The organism is Phytohabitans sp. LJ34 (genome assembly GCF_052068095.1).
Lineage (GTDB): Bacteria > Actinomycetota > Actinomycetes > Mycobacteriales > Micromonosporaceae > Phytohabitans.
In genome coordinates this window covers 26468-44388 of record NZ_JBQHDG010000042.1, presented here as the reverse complement: position 1 = coordinate 44388, position 17921 = coordinate 26468, and the positions used below count along the sequence as shown (strand labels likewise).

8 protein-coding genes are annotated in these 17921 nt (G+C 74.2%); 2 read left to right on the top strand and 6 right to left on the bottom strand.

Annotated elements, in window-relative coordinates; translation table 11 throughout:
• Positions 1-826: 826 nt before the first annotated feature.
• The 4 genes from ACTMTJ_RS44000 to ACTMTJ_RS43985 form a co-directional block, all read right to left on the bottom strand.
• Positions 827-3115 carry a rhamnogalacturonan lyase gene (locus ACTMTJ_RS44000; protein ID WP_441224901.1) on the bottom strand — a complete coding sequence of 763 codons (2289 nt, stop codon included), beginning with the start codon at positions 3113-3115 and terminating at the stop codon, positions 827-829.
• Positions 3116-3232: 117 nt separating this feature from the next.
• The gene (locus ACTMTJ_RS43995) at positions 3233-8257 is read right to left on the bottom strand and encodes an NACHT domain-containing protein (RefSeq protein WP_441224900.1); all 5025 of its coding nucleotides are present in this window, start codon (positions 8255-8257) and stop codon (positions 3233-3235) included.
• A 25-nt stretch (positions 8258-8282) separates the two neighbouring features.
• Complete coding sequence (locus ACTMTJ_RS43990; protein WP_441224904.1) at positions 8283-9437, bottom strand: MFS transporter; 1155 nt, start codon at positions 9435-9437, stop codon at positions 8283-8285.
• Positions 9438-9452: 15 nt separating this feature from the next.
• The gene (locus ACTMTJ_RS43985; protein WP_441224898.1) at positions 9453-10832 is read right to left on the bottom strand and encodes an AAA family ATPase; all 1380 of its coding nucleotides are present in this window, start codon (positions 10830-10832) and stop codon (positions 9453-9455) included.
• A 307-nt stretch (positions 10833-11139) separates the two neighbouring features.
• Here ACTMTJ_RS43985 and ACTMTJ_RS43980 point away from each other — a divergent pair, with 307 nt between their 5' ends.
• Complete coding sequence (locus ACTMTJ_RS43980) at positions 11140-12162, top strand: Pecanex-like protein 1 (protein WP_441224896.1); 1023 nt, start codon at positions 11140-11142, stop codon at positions 12160-12162.
• Positions 12163-12552: 390 nt separating this feature from the next.
• On the opposite strand, the gene ACTMTJ_RS43975 is transcribed toward ACTMTJ_RS43980, so the two are convergent.
• The gene (locus ACTMTJ_RS43975; RefSeq protein WP_441224895.1) at positions 12553-15432 is read right to left on the bottom strand and encodes a M36 family metallopeptidase; all 2880 of its coding nucleotides are present in this window, start codon (positions 15430-15432) and stop codon (positions 12553-12555) included.
• A gap of 391 nt (positions 15433-15823) precedes the next feature.
• Between ACTMTJ_RS43975 and ACTMTJ_RS43970 the strand changes: the two genes are divergently transcribed.
• A complete protein-coding gene (locus ACTMTJ_RS43970; protein ID WP_441224893.1) occupies positions 15824-16642 on the top strand; it encodes a universal stress protein in 819 nt (272 codons plus the stop codon).
• 168 nt (positions 16643-16810) lie between these two features.
• On the opposite strand, the gene ACTMTJ_RS43965 is transcribed toward ACTMTJ_RS43970, so the two are convergent.
• On the bottom strand, positions 16811-17887 hold the full coding sequence (locus ACTMTJ_RS43965) for an ATP-dependent DNA ligase (RefSeq protein ID WP_441224892.1): 1077 nt from the start codon (positions 17885-17887) through the stop codon (positions 16811-16813).
• Between the last annotated feature and the right edge of the window lie 34 nt (positions 17888-17921).

Here is a 17921-nt window from a genome sequence, read left to right as displayed (position 1 = left end):
AAGACCCGAAGTCAGTCCGTCGTAGGGTCAGACCCCCGACGGGAGGTGCTCACAAACATCATCTCTGTCCGTCGTGGTCCAGACCGCTGCTCCCGCGGCCTCACCCGTCCACCGCTGGTCACGCTCACCCCGGATGGCGCCGCGCACGGCCCGTTTGTCCACAATGCCCCACCGAAGCGACGGGCGCCAGGGCCGGACAGACACGCCGTCACCACGAGTAACCGCCACAGCGGCGTGAAACAGGGTCCGATGCCAGATCTTGGAGAGTTAGGGCGCCATTTCAACCCTAAGTCTCCTAGATCTCAAAGCCCGACCCCGGACGCTGGTAACGCTACGTCAGGATGTCGGAGGGGTAGAGGCATACGGCTGTCCGCGAACGGACCCGAGGGGCTTGCACCGCGGACCCGGCAGTGGACGGCCGGCGGTTTCGGCTCGCTCCGCGAGCCGCCAGCCGGCAGCGGTGCCCGCGGGAGCACACGGTCTACAACTGACAGTGAGCGCGGGCAAATCCAGAAAGGGCAGACACCCTGACTCCGAAAGGTCTAGAGACCTTTCGGGGTAGGGATCAGGGCGCTGTCCACAGACGTCCCCCAGTCGGCGGCGATGGCGTCGAGCGGCCTTCGTCGCCGCCAGTAGCCACCAAGACGGCATCCACGGCGCGAGCTTCGAGATCTAGAACGGTTAGGTCGGCAGATCAGCCCTAACCGTTCTAGATCCGGAAGCCCCCTCCAGGCCGGTAACGCCGCGTCACATGCGGTGCGGCGACAGCCGGGCCGGGCCGCGGCACCGGTCCGACAAGGTGCGGCCCAGGGGGCTCGCTCCCGGGTCAGGTGCGCGGCAGCGGGACCTTGGACCAGTCGGTGTCGGAGGCCAGGTAGAAGCTGGTGTACGACGGCTGGTTGTAGGTGGTCTGCTGCCTCGCGACCTCGGCGCGGTACTGCGGGTCGTGCATCAGCGTGTAGAGCTTGTGGCCGGTGACCTCCGTGCTCAGGAAGACCCGGATCGCGGTGCTGTCGAGCGTGCGCACCAGCAGCTCCTCGCGCCAGTCACCCAGCACGTCGGCGACCAGGCCCGGGTTGCCCTTGGTGCCGTTGTTGGTGGTGGTGCCGGTGGCGGTGAGCAGCCGGCCGCGTTTCCAGTCGTCGACGGTCGTGTCGGCGGGCGCCTGGCCGTTGACGATCTGGGTGGTCAGGTCGGCCGCCCAGCGGATGCTCATGTTGGTGCCGGGCGTGGTGGGCGCGAGCAGGTCGCCGTCCGCGGAGAAGAGGCCGATGCCGAGGTCGGCCGCGTTCGGCGGCATGGCCGGCCAGGCCTCCAGGCCGGGCACGGCCGGCTCGACGTCGCCGACCATCGCGCGTCCGGTGTCGCGGCCGGTGTAGTCGCCGAACAGGACCTCGCCGGTGGCCGCGTCGCGCATGGCGTGGCCGTACGGTGCGAACGTGCCGCCCTCGTGGCAGGTGTAGATCTCCAGGCCGGGGCGGGCCGGGTCGATGTCGGTCACGTGCATCGCGTCGCCGTGGCCGAGGCGCACGTTCTGGCCGGCGACCGCGCTCGCCGGTGGGCCCACCGCGAACGAGCTGTACAGCAGGGTGCCGTCGTGGTCGATGGTGGCCGCGCCGTACACGATCTCCTGCTTGCCGTCACCGTCCACATCGGACGCGCTGAGCGAGTGGTACCCCTGCGTGGTGAGCGTCTTGAACTCGGGGTCGGTGCCGTCGCGGCCGTGCGGGCTGTCGTTGAACGGGTTGGTCATCGGCGTCCAGCCGCTGTCGACGTACCACCGCTCGCGCAGGCGCCGGCCGTCCCAGTCGTAGGCGACCAATGTGGACCGGGTGTAGTAGCCGCGGGCGAAGACCGCCGAGGGGCGCTTGCCGTCGAGGTAGGCCACGCCGGCGAGGAAGCGGTCGACGCGGTTGCCGGGCTCGATGCGGGACATCGCGTAGTCGCCCCACATGAGCCCGTCGTCGTGGCGGCCCGGCTTGTAGTCGACCGTCTGGAGCTCGCGGCCGGTGGCGCCGTCGAAGACGGTCAGGTACTCCGGACCGTCCACGATGAAGCCTTCGAAGTTGCGCAGGACGTTGCGGGCGCTGCGGGCCGGTGCGTACACGTCGATGAAGTGGTCGACCAGCGCCTCGGCGTCCACACGCGACAGCGGGTAGGCGTACGCCGGCGGGATGCCGAGCGCGGCCTCCAGTGTGGACGGCCACCGGCCGGCGACCACCTCGGGGTGCCTGTCCCAGCCCTGGAAGACGCCGACGAGGCGCTCGCGGTAGTCCGCGGCGCTCAGCCGGTAGTCGTCGGCGTGCGAGTACCCGGCGCGGATGTCCCGCCTGGGCATCGTGACGTAACGGGTCTCGCCCGCCGTGCCGTCCCGCTTGTACCGGGTCACCCGGGTGCCCGGCGCGGTCTTGAACATCATCTCCGAGCGGCCGTCGCCGTCGAAGTCGTACACGAGGAACTGGGTGTAGTGCGCGCCGGCGCGGACGTTGACGCCGAGGTCCACGCGGTACAGGAGCGTGCCGTCCGCCTCGTAGGTGTCGATGTAGACCGGGCCGGTGTAGCCGACCTGGGACACGTCCTTGGAGTTGGAGGGGTCCCACTTGACCACGTACTCGTACTGGCCGTCGCCGTCCACGTCGCCGACGCTGAGGTCGTTGGCGGAGTAGGTGTACGCCTCGCCGCGCGGGGTCACGCCGTCGGCGGGCTTGCGCAGCGGGATGTCGCGGGAGGCGCCGGACCAGGGGGTCACCGCCGCGCTCCGGGCCACCTCGCGGCCGCGGACCAGCGTGCCGATCCGGTACCGCGACGTGGCGGTGCCGGCCGCGTCGAGGTAGTTGGTGCTGTCGGTGACGGTGGCGATCGGCCGGCCGTCCCGGTACACCCGGAAGTCGGCGCCGGTCAGGCCGGTGGCGGAGTGGCCGGTGGCCTCGTGGCCGAGCAGCCGCCAGCTGAGGAAGATCCCGCCGTCGGTGGTGGCCGCGACGAGGCCGCGGTCGAGGCGTTCGAGGCGGGGGCCGGTGCGGCCGTGACCGCCGGCCGAGGCCGGGACGGCGCCGAGGGTCATGAGGGCGATCGTGCAGGCGCTCGCGAGCAGCGCGCGGGTCCGGGTATGCATCAGCGCCTCCGTTGGTGGGCGGCTGGGTATCGACGGGCACAGTGATGAAACGTTTAAACAAAGTAGAAGGCTATGGATTCAGGAAAGCGCTTGTCAAGGCTCTGGCCTGCGCGATCGTTAGGCCGTTTTGTCCAGCTCGACCGCTGCCGCCGGATCTGTCTCGCGAAGCACGGCGCGGGCCAGCAGGCGCTCGTAGCCGTCGCCGTGGCGGGTGACCTCGCGGGCGCTCTCCCGCCACAGCTCGGGATCGCCGTCGATCGTCATCAGGACGCCGACGAGCTCCTGGCGCAGGCAGTCGAGCGGCGGGTCGTCGTAGTCGTACCACCCGGTGGTCGTGAGGTGCCGCACCAGCGGGTCGCCGGGGCCCACCTCGTCGGCGAAGTACCGGATGGCGGCGACCAGGTCGACGTCGCGGTCGGCCTCGTCGCCGTACTGGTTGAGCGCGGCCAGCGCCCACAGCCACAGGCGACCGCCCGGCTCCTCGGGGTGCACCAACTCGGCCGCGCCGGGGACGCCGGCGGCGAGGAGCGCGGTGGCCGCCGCGAGCCGGGGCAGGCCGGAGGCGTCCGGGTCGGGGGCGATCCGCATGGCCGCCGCGAGCCGGTCGCGGCGGCTGAGAAAGGTGACGGCCGCGGCGCGCACGTCGTCCGGTGCGGACCGGTCCACCGCCAGCCGGGCGAGCGTCTCGAGCGCGCCCTCGTCCGCTGTGGAGTCGTCTTCGGCCAGCGCGGTCGCGGCCGCCGCACGGACCAGCGCGGTCGTGTCCGGCGCGGACATCGCCTCGACGCCTACGGCCGGCTCTCCCGCGGCGACGAGCATCGCCACCGCGAGCGCGCGGGCCTCGTCCGGCGCCGCCGGGTCGCCGAGCATGGCGCGTAGCACCGCCAGGCCTTCCGGATCGCCCTCGTTGGCTACGTGCCGCGCGGCGAAGGCGCGGACGACCGGGTGCGTGCCGGCGCCGGTGGGGACCGGCACGCCGGTGGCGTACAGCTGGATGCCGAGCACCGCGTGCAGGCGGACCCACCAGGTCGGGCCGTTCGCCGCGAGGTCGGCGAGCACCTCGGCGCCGTGCCGGGCCAGGCCGTCCGTGCCGTGCTCGGCGAGCGCGGCGGCCGCGGCGCAGCGGGTGTCCACCGGTGCCGCGGGGGCGGTTGCCAGGCGGGTCAGGACCTCGGCGGCGTTGTCGAAGTGGCGGCGCAGCGCACCGACGGCGAGCTCGCGGCCGTCGCCGGTCGTCGCGCGGTCGGTGACGATCGACTCCAGCGCCGCCAGGCCCGCCGCCCGGCGCGGACCCTCGTCCTCGCCGGCCAGCCACCGCGCGACCGGGATGCGCACCGCCGGCGCCAGCGCGCCGTCGCCGGCGAGGCGGACGAGCGCGTCGTAGTGGTCGGCCGAGTAGAGGGCGTACGCGGCGGACAGCCGGTTGTCCTCGGGGACCGCGGGGTCGCGCGACAGCTCCAGCGCGGTGTCCACCGCCTTGGCCGCGCGCACCAGCAGGTCCGCCATGAACTGGCTGTCGTCCGCCCGCATCGTGGACTCGCGCAGCAGGGCGGCGAGATGCCCGGCGGCCGCCGCCTCGTGCGCGGCGGTGACCGGGCGCATCGTGGTCAGGAACGCCTGCGCGACCCCCAGTCGCAGCACCGGGTCGCCGGCGAGGTGGATCGCGGCGTCGTGCGCCTCGCGGTCGCCGTGCTCGACGAGCTGCTGGGCCGCCTCCAGCCGCATCTCCACGTCGAGGTCCGGGTCCGCGGCGAGGCTGGCGAGGACCCCGGCGGCCAGGCGGGCGGCGGCACCCTCGCGGCTCCGCATGACGCCGGCCGCGGCGACGACCCGGGCCCGCGGGTCGGCCGACCGGTCCTGTGCCCGCCGCTCCAGGTCGGCGCGCTCCGCCGCGCCGCCGTGCTGGTACAGGTCGCGGGCGGCGAAGTGGCGCACCACCGGGTCGGCGGCGGGGTCGTCGAGGAGCTCGGCGAAGGCGCGCAGCGCGCCCGCGAGGTCGGCGGGCCCGCCGTCGTCGGCGAGGGCCTCGGCGGCGCGGTAGCGGGTGCCGCTGGCCAGGCCGCCGTCGGCCGCCCACCGCCGGAGCGTGCGCCGCTCGGGCGGGCCGCCGGACTGCACGAGCGTCTTCGCCACGAGCCCGCGCTCGACCCAGTCGTCGCCGGCGTCGCGCACCAGCCGCTCCATCAGCGTCCGGGCGGCGGCCCGCTCGCCGCCGGTGCCGAAGCGGAACAGCCCGTCGAGCACCTGGCCGCGCAGGCGCCCGGTCGTCCCGGCGTCCGCGCCCAGCTGGGCGAGCCAGGCCCGGTCGGCCGCGGTGCCGTACTCGGCGAGATCGACCGCGGCGTGCCCCGGCACGATGTCCCACGGGTCCGCCTCGGGCGGCCGGCCCGCCTCCACCAGAGCGGTCAGCGACCGCCGCCCGGTGGCGCGCTCCACGGGGTCGCCGTGCAGCGCGAGGCCGCGGGCGGCGGCGAGCCGCACGTCCGGCGGGTCCGCCGCGCCGACGGCTTCGGCCACCGCGGCGAGGCCGGGCGGTCCCCCGTACGTGGCGAGCGCGCGCAGGGCTTCTTCGCGCTCGTACGCCCTCACGTTGGCGTCCCTCGCGATCGCCCGCAGCACGTCGAAGCCGACACCCCGATCGGCGGCCGCGCCGTCGCGTAGTAGCGCAACCGCGACCATGCCACGCGGACCCGTGCCCACCGAAGGGTCGCGAGCGAACGCCGCGGCCTGGTCGGCGCCGGGCCCGTGCGCGACGAGGTCGACCAGGATCGGTCCGCGATCGGACTCCTCCGCGCGGTTCAGCAGGCCGCGGACGGTGTCCACGATGGACTCGCGCTCGTCCGGACCGGCGAAGCGCAGCATGCCGCCGACGGCGGCGCGGCGGATGCCGGGCGCCACCGCGCGGTCGGCGGCGACGGCGGCGAGGCGCCGCCGGGCGTCCGGCCCGCCGTACTCGGCGAAGGGTGCGACGGCGAGGATGTCGTCGGTGAGCAGGCCGTCGAGCACGTGCACGGCGCCGGTCCGCTGTGCCGCGTCGCCGTGCCGGGCCAGCGCGGCCGCGACCAGCACGCGCCAGTAGCTGGACCCCTCCTCGGTGGCCCGCGCGAGCAGGCCCGCGCGGTCGGCGTGCGTGCCGTGCTCGGCTAGGGCGACCGCGGCGTCGTGGGCGGCCCAATCCTCCTGGTCGCCGCCGGCCAGGGCGCGCAGCGTGTCGAGCCCGCGGGCGGCCACCGGCCCGGTGCCGAGCCCGGCGGTGACCTCGGCGAGGGTGGCCCGCTCGGCGGCCGTCAGGTCGGTGTCGTCGAGCGCCGGCAGCAGCGCCTCGACCGCCTCCGGCCGGCCCGCGGCGGCGAGCAGGCGGGCGGCGGTGCCCCGGAAACCGGCCGGCTCGTCCGCGCTGCCGGCGACCGCGGCGAGGCGGTCGGCCGCGAACGGGTGGGCGGCCACGGCCGCGACCGTCTCCTCGTGCCGGAAGCTGCCGTACCGCCGGCCGGCCTCGCGGCACCGGGCGACGATGTCGGCGGCGGCACGGCGCTGGAACGCCGGGTCGAGCGGCACCCCGTCGGCGAGGATCTCGGCGAGCGTGCGCAGGTCGACATGGTCGCCGTCGAGCAGCGCCTCCACCGTGGCCGCGGCGGCCGGCTCGCGGCGGACCGCCGCCGCCACCGCGAAGAGGCCGAAGCCGCGGGTGGCGCCGTCGTCCACCGCCGCGAGGCTCTCCGGCATGCCGAGGGCGCGGTGCCGGGCCGCCAGGTACTCGGTGAAGCTCGGGTGGGTGAACTCCGCGTCAGCGCCGGCCGGACCGACCAGCCCGGTCTCGGCCAGCAGCGCGGGCACCAGATGCGCCCACGCGGGGTCTGCGGCGACGAGCCGGCGGGCCCGGTCGCCGTCCCCCAGCACGTCGGTGACCCACGTGGTGGCGATGCCGGCCAGCGGGGCCGGGTCGCCGGCCAACCGCCGGTCGGCGAGGTGGCGGAGCAGGTCTTCGGTGTGCAGGAACAGCTCCCACAGCAACGCCTGGCCGCTCGGGTCGCCGCGCCACACCCGTGCGCGCGGGTCGTCCGGGTCACTCTCGGCCACGTCGCGGGGGCTGCGGCGGCGCCGGAGCGAGAGGTCGACGTACGCCTCGTACAGGCTGGCCCGGCCGGCGGGCAGCGGCTGGTCGAGCGAGCGCCCGAAGACGACCGCCGCGATCGTGGCGAGCAGCGGCGTGCGGACCAGCCCGCCCAGCCGGTCGGCGGCGACCCGGGCGAGGAAGCGGCCGGCCAGGTCGCCACCGTTCGGGTGTACCGCGGCGAACCAGCGGCGCGCGAACACGGCCAGGCCGTCCACATCGAACGGTCGCAAGTGGAACTCGGTCGCACCGGCCGCGCGCAGCGGGGCCAGCTCGCCCTCGCGCGGCGGCCGGGTCGTGACGACGATCCGGTGCGGCGCGCCGGGGTCGGCCAGCCACATCGCGAGCCGCCGCACCACGTCGCGGCGCTCTCCCGCGTCGACGACCTCGTCCAGCCCGTCGACGACCACGAGCCAGTGACCGCCGCCGGGCGGCGCCGCGGCGAGCAGGGCGGACAGGTCGTCCTCGGCGAGGCGGGCGGTGCGGGCCAGCCCGGCGGCGACCGCCCGGTGCAGGTCCGCCGAGGGGCCGAGCAGCCGCGCCGGCACGACGAGCGGGAGACCGGCCGGGCCGGGCGTGCCCTCCCCGGCGGCCAGCCACCGCTCGGCGGCCTCGGCCACCACCCGCGAGACCACTGTGGACTTGCCCGAACCGGCGCCGCCGACCAGCACCGCCCCGCCCGGCGCGGAGACCACCTCGGCCAGGTCGACCTCGGTGACCCGCGGCTCGGCGGGTGGTTTGCCCTGGTCGGGTGGGCCGGCGACGGCCGCCGCCCGCTCGATCCGGCCGGCGCGGAGCGTCACGTACACCGCGGCGAGCTCGGGCGCGGCACCGCCCAGGGCGGCGAGGTAGGGCAGCGCCCCGGCGTACGCCCGCTGGGCCCGCAGCAGCGCCGGCAGCACCGGCGGCCGGGCGGCTGGCCGCGGCGGCGGTGCCGGACGGCCGGACCGCCACTGGAGCACGGCCACGACGACGCCCGCCACGGCGACGACCAGCCCGCCGAGCGCGATCCACTCCTCCAGGGCCATGTCACGGGAGCGTACGACCGCTGGGCTACCCGTGGAGGGCCCGCCGGAGTCGGATGCCCGCCACAAGCGTCACCAGTGTGCCGCCCGCTCCGGCGAGCACGAACGTGACCGGCGCCGACGTCGCATCCAGCAGCACGCCGCCGGCCACATAGGACAGCGCGGCGGCGGCGCCGACGGCGCCGTACAGGGTGCCGAAGACGCGGCCCATGAGCCCGACCGGCACGAGCCGCTGCACGAGGGTGTTGCTGGCGACGTCCATCGCGGCGATGCCCAGCCCGCGCACCGTCTGGAGCGCGAACGCGGCCGCCACCGCCCAGGCCAGCCCGGTGAGCAGGTTGCCGACGCTGCTCACCGCGAACCCGGCCACCAGCAGCCCGGCCATCGCGAACCGGCCGGCGTACCGGGTCAGCAGCGCGTACCCGGCGAGCAGGCCGATCCCGACGCCGGCGAGCAGGACGCCGACCGCCGCGTCACCGGCCCGGAACGTGTCCTTGGCGAGCACGACCAGCGCCACGTCGTCGATGCCGGTGAACGCCACCACGCCGCAGAAGCCGAGCGCGACGACCCGTACCGCGGGGGTGGCCCACATGTAGCGCAGCCCCTCCCGGGCACCGGCGAGCAGCGCGGGCGCCGCCGTGGCGGGCGGGATCGGGCGGAGCGTGGCGAGCAGCACGGCCGAAATGGCGAACGTGGCGGCGTCGACGAGCAGCGCCCCGCGTACCCCGGCGAAGGGAAGGAGCGCGGCGGCGAGCAAGGGGCCGACGGCCTCGGCCCCGTTGGTGCCGAGGCCCAATGTGGAGTTCGCGCCGGGCAGGTCGCGGTCGGCGACGAGGGCCGGCACGGCGGCCCGGGAGGCCGGTAGGAAGATCTGGCCGGCCAGCGCGCGGAGGCCGACCAGGACGAGCAACAGCGGCAGGTTGTCGAGCGAGAGGGCGATCAGCACGAGCAGCGCGCCCTGTGCCAGCTCGCACCCGATCATGACGCGGCGCAGGTCGAAGCGGTCGCTGATCGCCCCGGTCAGCGGCCCGAACAGCGACGGCGCGAAGTCGCCGACCAGCAGCAGCACCGAGACGGCGAGCGCCTGGCCGGTCGAGTCGGCGACGTGCACCATGAGCGCGACGAGGCTGAGCGCGTCGCCCGCGCTGGACAGGAAGCGGGCCGCGAGCAGCGTGCGAAACAGTGCGGTCCTCCCCCGTCACGGCTGGCGCGACACGAGGCGCCGGCTCTCCTCCAGCTCGACCAGCGCCGCGCGCACGTGGTCGAACGAGGCCGCGGCGCCTCCGTCGATCGCCGCCAGCAGCGTCGCACGCCGGGCCAGCTCGGCGAAGAACGACGCGGTCATCCCGGCGGTCGCCGTGACGATCTCCGCCACCTGCGGCTCGGTCAGCGACAGCCCGCGCCCGTACAGGCGCAGCAGCGCCGCGCGTCCGGCCTCGTCGGGCAGCGGCAGCTCGACGGCCAGGTCGACCCGGCCGGGCCGCTGGGCCAGGGCCGCCTCCAGCAGGTCGGCCCGGTTGGTGGTGAGCAGGAACGCCACGTCGGCGTCGCCGGAGAGCCCGTCCATCTCGTTGAGCACCTGGAACAGCAGCGGGTTGTCCATGCCGTGCCGCATGTTACGCGACTCGGCGACGAGGTCGACGTCCTCCATCACCACCAGGGCCGGCTGGAGCAGGCGGGCCAGCCCGCACGCGTGCTGGATGAACTGCTGCGCCATCCCCGGCAGCAGTACCACCGTGAAGTCCGGCAGCCGCGACATCAGATATCGGACGGTGTGGGTCTTGCCTGTGCCCGGTGGGCCGAAGAGCAGCACGCCCCGCTTGAGCGGGTGGCCGGCGGCGCGCAACAGCTCGCGGTGGCGGGCCATCCCGACGATCTGGCGGTCGACGGAGTCGAGCGTGCCCGGCGGCAGCACCACGTCGTGCGCGTCGAGCGCCGGCCGCGCGTGGAAGCGCAGCGGCCCGACACCGCCGTGGCCGAAAGCGACCTCGTCCGTCTCGAAGGAGACGACCTGGCCGCGGAAGACGTTGTGCGTGACCATCAGCCGCCGCACCTCGGCGAGCATGCCCTGCGCGGCCGCGGGGTCGGCGGACAGCACCTCCAGCTGCACGGCGGGCCGGCCGTGCCGCGCGGAGCTGCCGCGCAGCAGGGCGACGAGCCGCGCCGGCCCGTCGGAGACCAGGAAGATGCCGAAGTTGACGACCCGGCGCTCCACGCCGACCCCGGCCGGCGCGGTCGCGTAGTCGACCCCGCCGGGCGAGAACATGTGGTGCCGCGCGGACAGCTCGACCACCTCGGCGAGGCTGTGCATGTCGCGCATGCCCTGGCCGGCGACCCCGATCAGCTCGGCGGAGCGGCCCTCGCCGGCGAGGTATGCCTCGAGCGCCACCTGCACGTTGGCGTGGTCGAAGGTCTGGTAGGACTCCGCGACCACCGGCAGCCCCGTCGGCTCCACGCCCAGGTGACCGGTGATCATCGCGATCAGCTCGGAGGGCCGGTCACCGGCCCGCTCCAGCACCAGCTGGAGAAACCGCTGGAACAGCCGGCCGAACTCGGCCAGATCCGCATCGTTTGGCATCGACCAACCTCCCCCGTTGAACCCACGATCCACGGCGTGCGTGCCTTTGGGCAAGGCCGCCCGGAGCAAGCTTTTCCGGCGGTTAGCCGCACCTTAAGGTTTGCTTCCGGTTGATCCGGCGCCGGTGGGGTGCGATCCGCCGCAAAGTGGCGCAATCCACCGCCATGCTTCCTCAAAACCGGCTTAAACAAAGGGTTTCGCGCGTTTGACGTGCCTCGACGCGCCGGGAGTACGCTCCGCCCGCTGGGCTGACGTTGTCACCGCCGCTGCTCGGTACCCCCGCTCTCCGCACCCTGGAGTCCCGCTCATGGCACACCACGTCCGGATCCGTTTGGCACTCGCGACGCTCACCGTGTTCGCCACCGCGCTGGCCGGCTGCGCGGGCCAGCCCGGCGAGCAGGAGGTCCTGAACGAACCGCAGGCCGCCGGCGATCTCGGAGCGCCCAACGAGTACTCGGAGTCGACCCCGGCACCCGATCCGACCACGCCCGCGGCGCGCGACAAGCCGCCGGCGACGAGCCCGGCCACCCGGCGTCCGGCCCGGCAGCCGGCCCCGCGCACCGAGGAGACCGGCGAGTCCGACCAGACCGACGCGCCCCGGGCACCGCGGCCGCCGGCCGCGAACACCCGGACGACCCGCCCGCCGGTCACCACCGGCCCACCCCAGCCCGGACGCGGAGACGGCACCCACCCGACCACCCGGCCACCGGTCACCACTGGCCCGCCGCAGCCCCCGACCACCGCGCCCCCGCCCCCGCCGCCGACCACGTCCGCGCCACCCGGCCTGGACTTCGGGCCGGACGAGTGCGCGGAGGGAAACGACCTGCCGCGGCACGACGGCTTCCAGAACGGCGGCCGGTGCGTGGACACCGAGATGGGCGAGCTCGCCGACGCCGCGAACAACCCGTCGCTGCTCATCACCGACGCACCCGAGCGGGTCGGCGTCAACCAGCCCTTCACGATCCGGGTCAGCACCCGCAACCTCGTCCGCGACCGCTTCCTGCCGGCCGGGCGCGGCGGGTACTACGTGGACATGTCGATCCTCAACGAGCGAGGCCTGGTGCGCGGCCACTTCCACACCGCCTGCCGCGTGCTCACCAGCACCCGGGTGGCACCCGAGCCCGCGCCCGCGCCGGCGTTCTTCGTCGCGACCGAGGACAGCCGCGGCGGCACCGAGCCGGACATCATCGAGATCCGGGTACCTGGCCTGCCGCAGGAGGGCACCTTCCAGTGCTCCGCCTGGGCCGGCGACGCCTCCCACCGCGTCCCGATGATGCAGCGCGCCAACCAGATCCCCGCCCTCGACTCGGTACGCGTCGAGGTCCGCTGACCCCCGGCCGCCACAAGCGGCCGGCGCGATCGGGATGCCACGTCGGGCCTCTCCTTGATCGGCGCGTTCGAACAAGGAGATTTGAGCTGCCGCGACGCCCGTCGTGGTCCAGACCGCTGCTCCCGCGGCCTCGCCCGTCCGCCGCTGGTCACGGTCACCCCTTTGCCCGGCGGATATGCGGCCCGCGGTGCAGGGGTGTTTGTCCACAATGCCTGTTGCCGAACAGGCGGCGAGAGACCGAAACAGGCCTTCGTCTCCCTGAGTAACCGCCGCCGCCGTGCGTGAGTGGCTTGCGTCTGGACCACGACGGGCGTCGCGGTAGCTCACCGAGCCCTCGCGTCGGTGGCGCGGGGCGTGAGCGCGAGCCCACGCCCCGGACCGATGGCGCGGCTACCGCGTGAAGGCTTGGAACTCGGACACGCGTACCTGGGTGGCGAACGGGCTGGCCGTCGCGCAGTCGGTCGCCGCCGTCGGGTCGGCGTCCTGTTCGCCGGCGTAGGACGGGTTGCCGGTGCACTGGCTGGCCACCACCTCGAGGCGCAGGTGGGTGGCGGGGGTCGGGGCGAAGCGGAACTGCCGCAGGTTGAGCGTCGGCGCGGTCGGCCGGAAGCTGAACGACGGGAACGCGTTGGTCTCGCTGCGGTACACCCGCCGCCAGCCGGCGTCCGTGGCGCAGTCGGCCGTCGTGGCGTCGCAGGCCCACACCGCGAACGAGCGGAGCGCGGAGAACCTGTTCTGCACGTTGGGGTCGACGTCGCCGGTGATCGGCGGGCGCAGCAGCGCGCTCACGTTGACCACGCTGACCTTCTGCGGCAGGTCACCGGTCAGGTCGACGGTGAGGGTGCGGCCGGCCACGCCGTCGAGCGAGGCCCAGTTGGTGCCCTCGGTCTCGTCGATCAGCTTGTCCACGTTGACGCCCGGTCCGCTCACCGTGGCGCCGCCGGCCGCGGAGGCCAGGTTGCGCGGCAGGTTGACCTTGAGCTCCTGGGCGCGGCCGGGCAGGAAGAGCGTCGTGAACTTGCGGTGGCCGTACCCGGGGCCGGCGGCGACGAGGTTGAACTGCTTGCCGCCGAGGATCTCGAACGTGTCGGGCAGGGCGGTCTCCGGGTCGGTGTCGGCGACCGGGGTCACCCGCGCCTCGTAGTCGCCCACGTACAGCCGGATCGGCGCACCGTCGGAGTCGCCGAGCGGGCGGAGCGTGACGGTGGCGTTGTCCGCGTACGGGGAGGCGAAGCTCGGCACCGGGTCGGCGTCGCTCGGGCCGCTGGTGGCGTCCCGGCCCATGCCGGCCTGCGCGAACGCGTTCCACATCAGCTCCTGGTTGGCCCCGCCGAAGCGGACCAGGTCGGCGGCGAGCATGTTGTCGCGCATGTCCAGCATGCTGAACTGGCTGCCGGCCTGGAGCAGGAACGAGTCGAACAGCAGCTGCGCCCACCGCCGGTTGCCCGGGCAGGAGCTGACCTCGACGAGGCCGTCGGCGCAGCGGGCCTGGAGCGACGGCGTGCCGTTGCCGTACTTGGCGAGCAGCGCCGCGCGCAGGCGCACCTGGGTGGCGCTCCAGATCTCGCCGTCCGCGTGCACCTGCTGGCCGACCAGGTCGTACCCGACGTCGGAGTAGTTGAGCGGGCTGCGGGTGGAGTCGTAGTTGCGGATGCCGGTGGTGGTGTTGCCGGTGACGTACGCGCCGGTGATGAAGGGGCTGTCGCCGGGCGCGCGCAGGCCGTACTCGTACAGGTACTCGGCGGCGATCAGGTCGCTCCACGACTCGCCCATCGCGCCACCCTGCGCCGAGCCGATGCCGGTGTCCGGGCCGGCGATCATGCGGTTGGTGATCGCGTGGGTGTACTCGTGGCCGATCACCGTCATGTCGTAGTCGCCGTCGACGCACGGCGGGTACGCGCCGCCGGCCTGCGGCTGCCAGAGGAACATGTTGGTCACCGGCGGGAGGCCGTCGCGGCCGGTGTTCTGGTTGGCGTTGTTGCGGCTGCCGCCGAGCGCGTTCGACTGGGCGCGGCCGGTTTCCGGGTCGGCGCCGAGGCCCTCGCCGGAGACGTTCACCAGCTGCATGTTCCAGGCCGACTCGGTGAAGCCGAGGTGGAACGCGAAGTCGTGCATCCGGTTGTGCATCGCGAAGAGGTTGGCGATGGCCGCGTCGGCGTCGTTGCGCTGCGCGGAGGTGAAGACCGTCGGGTTGCAGCGGGCCTGCCGCCACTGGTCGGTGAACGGGTAGATGTACTCCCGGTTCGGGCTCGGCGTCGCCGGTACGGCCGGGGTGCCGGCGCCGAGGCTGAGCGTGTTGTCGGCGGCGTTGCCGCGCGAGGTGAAGGTCGGCAGGCCGGTGGCGACGTCGACGTCCCAGGCCTGGCCGGTGTTCGGGTCGCGGACCTCCCGCACGCACCGGCTCGACGGCTGGAGGCACCACAGCACGCGCGGGTCGCGGCCGGCGACGACGCTGGCCGGCGGCGTGGTCTGGAATACGGCCCAGCGCGGGTTGTCCGAGTCGAAGTCGACAAGGTCCTCGCGGACCAGCACCCCGCCGGTGCGACCGTCCACATAGGTGGTGACGGCGAGCGGGTCGGCGACACCGGCCGCGGCGGTGAGCGTCACCGCGTACGCGTCGCGCGGCCCGTCGGCGGGGGTGGGCACCGCGACCCGCTTGACCGCGCTCGTGCCGACGCCCGCGCCCAGGCCGGCGTCCGCGCGGGCGACGGCGACCGCCTCCGCCTCGCTGAGCGTGGCCGGCTCGGGCGCGCTGGTGTCGCGGGAGAGCGACGACGTCACGCGCACCGCCTTGCCGCCGCTGACCAGCACGGTCACCAGGCCGTCGTGGCCGGCGGGCAGGTCGCCGAAGCGCTGCCGCAGGGTAACCACGGTGCCGCTGCCGATCGGGCGGACCAGCAGCGGCTCCAGCGCCGCGACGGCCGCGTCGTCCAGGCCGAAGAGGTCGCTGTTGCCGGCCAGGTACGCGCGGGCGGCCGCCTCCGCGTCGGCGGGCAGGCCGGTCGCGAGCGGCTTCGCGCCGTTGCCGAGCGCGCTCGGTGTACCCAGGGCGTTGAACCTGACCGCGCCCACCGATCTGGCGCGGGCGCGCTGCGCGGCGTTCGGTGCCACCGCGCCGCCGCGGTTGTCGAGGTCGCGGGAGACGTGCTTCTCCCCGGGCAGGCTGAGGTCGGCGGGTGCCGCGGGAGCCGCGGTCGCCGCGGTCGAAAAGGTCGGTGTGCCAGCGATGACGACGACGGCGGCGATCCATGCCGCGGCCACTTTGCGCACGACGGCCCCCCTTGGTCGATGCAAGTCTTTGCATGTGTGGATACTCGCCCACCTGCGACCGAGCAAGGGCAGGCCGTCGCATATACTCCTTTCGATGGCTCGTTCACGCAGGTCAGGACGGCGCCACCCGGAGTGGTATAGATCAAGCGGTATGGATGGCGCCGGCTTTAACGGTGTTCGTCCCGGTGCGACCGCAACGTCCCACGTCCTGATCGGGTTCGAGTCTTCGGATGATGTGTGGGAAAACTCCCGATCCGCGCTCAAGCCTGTCGCCGGGACGTCACATGCGGTTAGGTGAGCAGGCAGAGGGGTATGAACCTGCTTTCCCTACGGGATTTTCTTCGGTAACCGAACTCTTGGGCGATCGAGCCTCAATGCGGAGGTGGCGGCCATGGCGAGCACAGATGCGCCTGTTGCGGTTGGTGTCAAAGATCTTGTGACGGACGCGGCCGCCGTGCGCATGGCCGCCTCGGAGGCGGCGGCCACCGGCCGCCCGTTACACGTCGTACACGCGTTCATGTGGCCGCTGGAGCTGCCCCCGGGCGGCAGCGGCGAGGAACGCGAGCAGGCGGAGCGGATCGTGGCCGACGCGGCCGCGCAGGCCCGCGACTGGCACCGCGAGCTGGTCGTGTCGTCCGAGGTGGTCGACGGCGAGACGATCGAGGTGCTGCTGCGCGCCGCGGCCCGCGCCTCGATGCTCGTCCTCGGCAGCGACGACCCGGGCGGCCCGGCCGACCCGAGCGAGTCGGTGTCGTTCCAGGTGGCGGCGCGGGCCGTCGGGCCGGTGCTCTGCGCCCGCGGCTCCGACACGGCCTCCGGCCCGGTGGTGGTCGGCGTCGACGGCTCACCGGACGCGTCCGTCGGCCTGGCGACCGCCGTCGAGGAGGCGCGGCGCCGCGACGCCGGGCTGGTGGTGCTGCACGCCGAGGGCACCGCGTGCGCGGAGACCCTCACCGCGAGTGACCTGAAGGTCGAGCACCGCCGCGTCGAAGGCCCGGCCGGCCAGGCATTGATCGAAGCCTCCGGCGGCGCCCAGCTCGTCGTGGTCGGCGCGCAGGGCGACCGCCCGACACCGCTCGGCCCGGTCACCCAGGCGGTGCTGCGGCACGCGGACTGCCCGGTGCTGGTGGCCCGCAAGCGGCACGTGCCCGCCCAGGCCCGCATCTCAGGCCGCCGCCCGTCAGCCCGCCTAGGCCCGGCCCTGACGTAGCTCGCCCAGAGAGCTTCGCGCCCGCCCAGGCCGCATCGCGGGCCGCCGCCGTCGGCCCGCGTAGGCGCCCCTGCCCACGCATAGCTCGCGCGGGGACACCGCGGTAGCTCAAGTCTGATTTTGAACCAAGGCTTCGCGGCCGCGGCGGCCCTAACTCCGAACGGTCGCTTATGCCCGTCCCTCGCGCAGGACGTCTTCGAGGTCGAAGTTGACCGGCTCTTCGAGCTGCTCGTAGGTGCACGACCGCGGTTCGCGGTCGGGGCGCCAGCGGACGAACTGGGCGGTGTGGCGGAAGCGGACGCCCTCCATGTGCTCGTACCGCACCTCGACCACACGCTCGGGCCGCAGCGGCACGAACGACAGGTCCTTGCCCGCGGCCCACCGGCTGCCCTCGGAGTTGCGCGGGGTGCGGTGGCCCTCCATCTGCCGCGCCCAGTCCCACGGGTGGTTGTCGAACGTCGTCACCAGCGGCTGGAGCTCCTCGAACAGCTCCGCCCGCCGGGCCAGCGGAAACGCGCCGATCACGCCCACGCTGGCCAGGACGCCGTCGTCGTTGTAGAGGCCGAGCAGCAGCGAGCCGATGCGGTCCGGGCCGCTCTTGTGCAGGCGGTAGCCGGCCACCACGCAGTCGGCCGTGCGCTCGTGCTTGACCTTGAACATGACGCGCTTGTCCGGCTCGTACAGCCCGTCGAGCGGCTTGGCCACCACCCCGTCGAGCCCCGCGCCCTCGAACTGGTGGAACCAGCGCTCCGCCACCTCGCGGTCGGTCGTGACCGGCGTGGTGTGGATGGGCGACTTGGCCGGCGCGAGCGCCTCCTCCAGCGCGGCCCGCCGCTCGGCGAAGGGGCGCCCCGTCCAGTCGGTGTCGCCGAGCGCGAGCAGGTCGAACGCGACGAAGCGGACCGGCACGGTCTCGGAGAGCATCTTGACCCGGCTGGCGGCGGGGTGGATGCGCTGCTGGAGCATCTCGAAGTCGAGGCGGTCGCCGGACTCGCCGACCAGGATGATCTCGCCGTCGATGACCGCGCGCTCCGGGAAGTTGGCCAGCACGGCCTCGACGAGCTCCGGGAAGTAACGCGTCATCGGCTTTTCGTTGCGGCTGCCGACCTCGACCTCGGCGCCGTCACGGAAGATGATCGAACGGAAGCCGTCCCATTTCGGCTCGAAGCTCATCGCGCCCTCGGGCAGGCCCTTGACCGCCTTGGCCAGCATCGGCGGGACCGGCGGCATGATCGGGAGTCGCATGACCCCATTCTGGCCTGTCCGCGGGCCCGGGTCC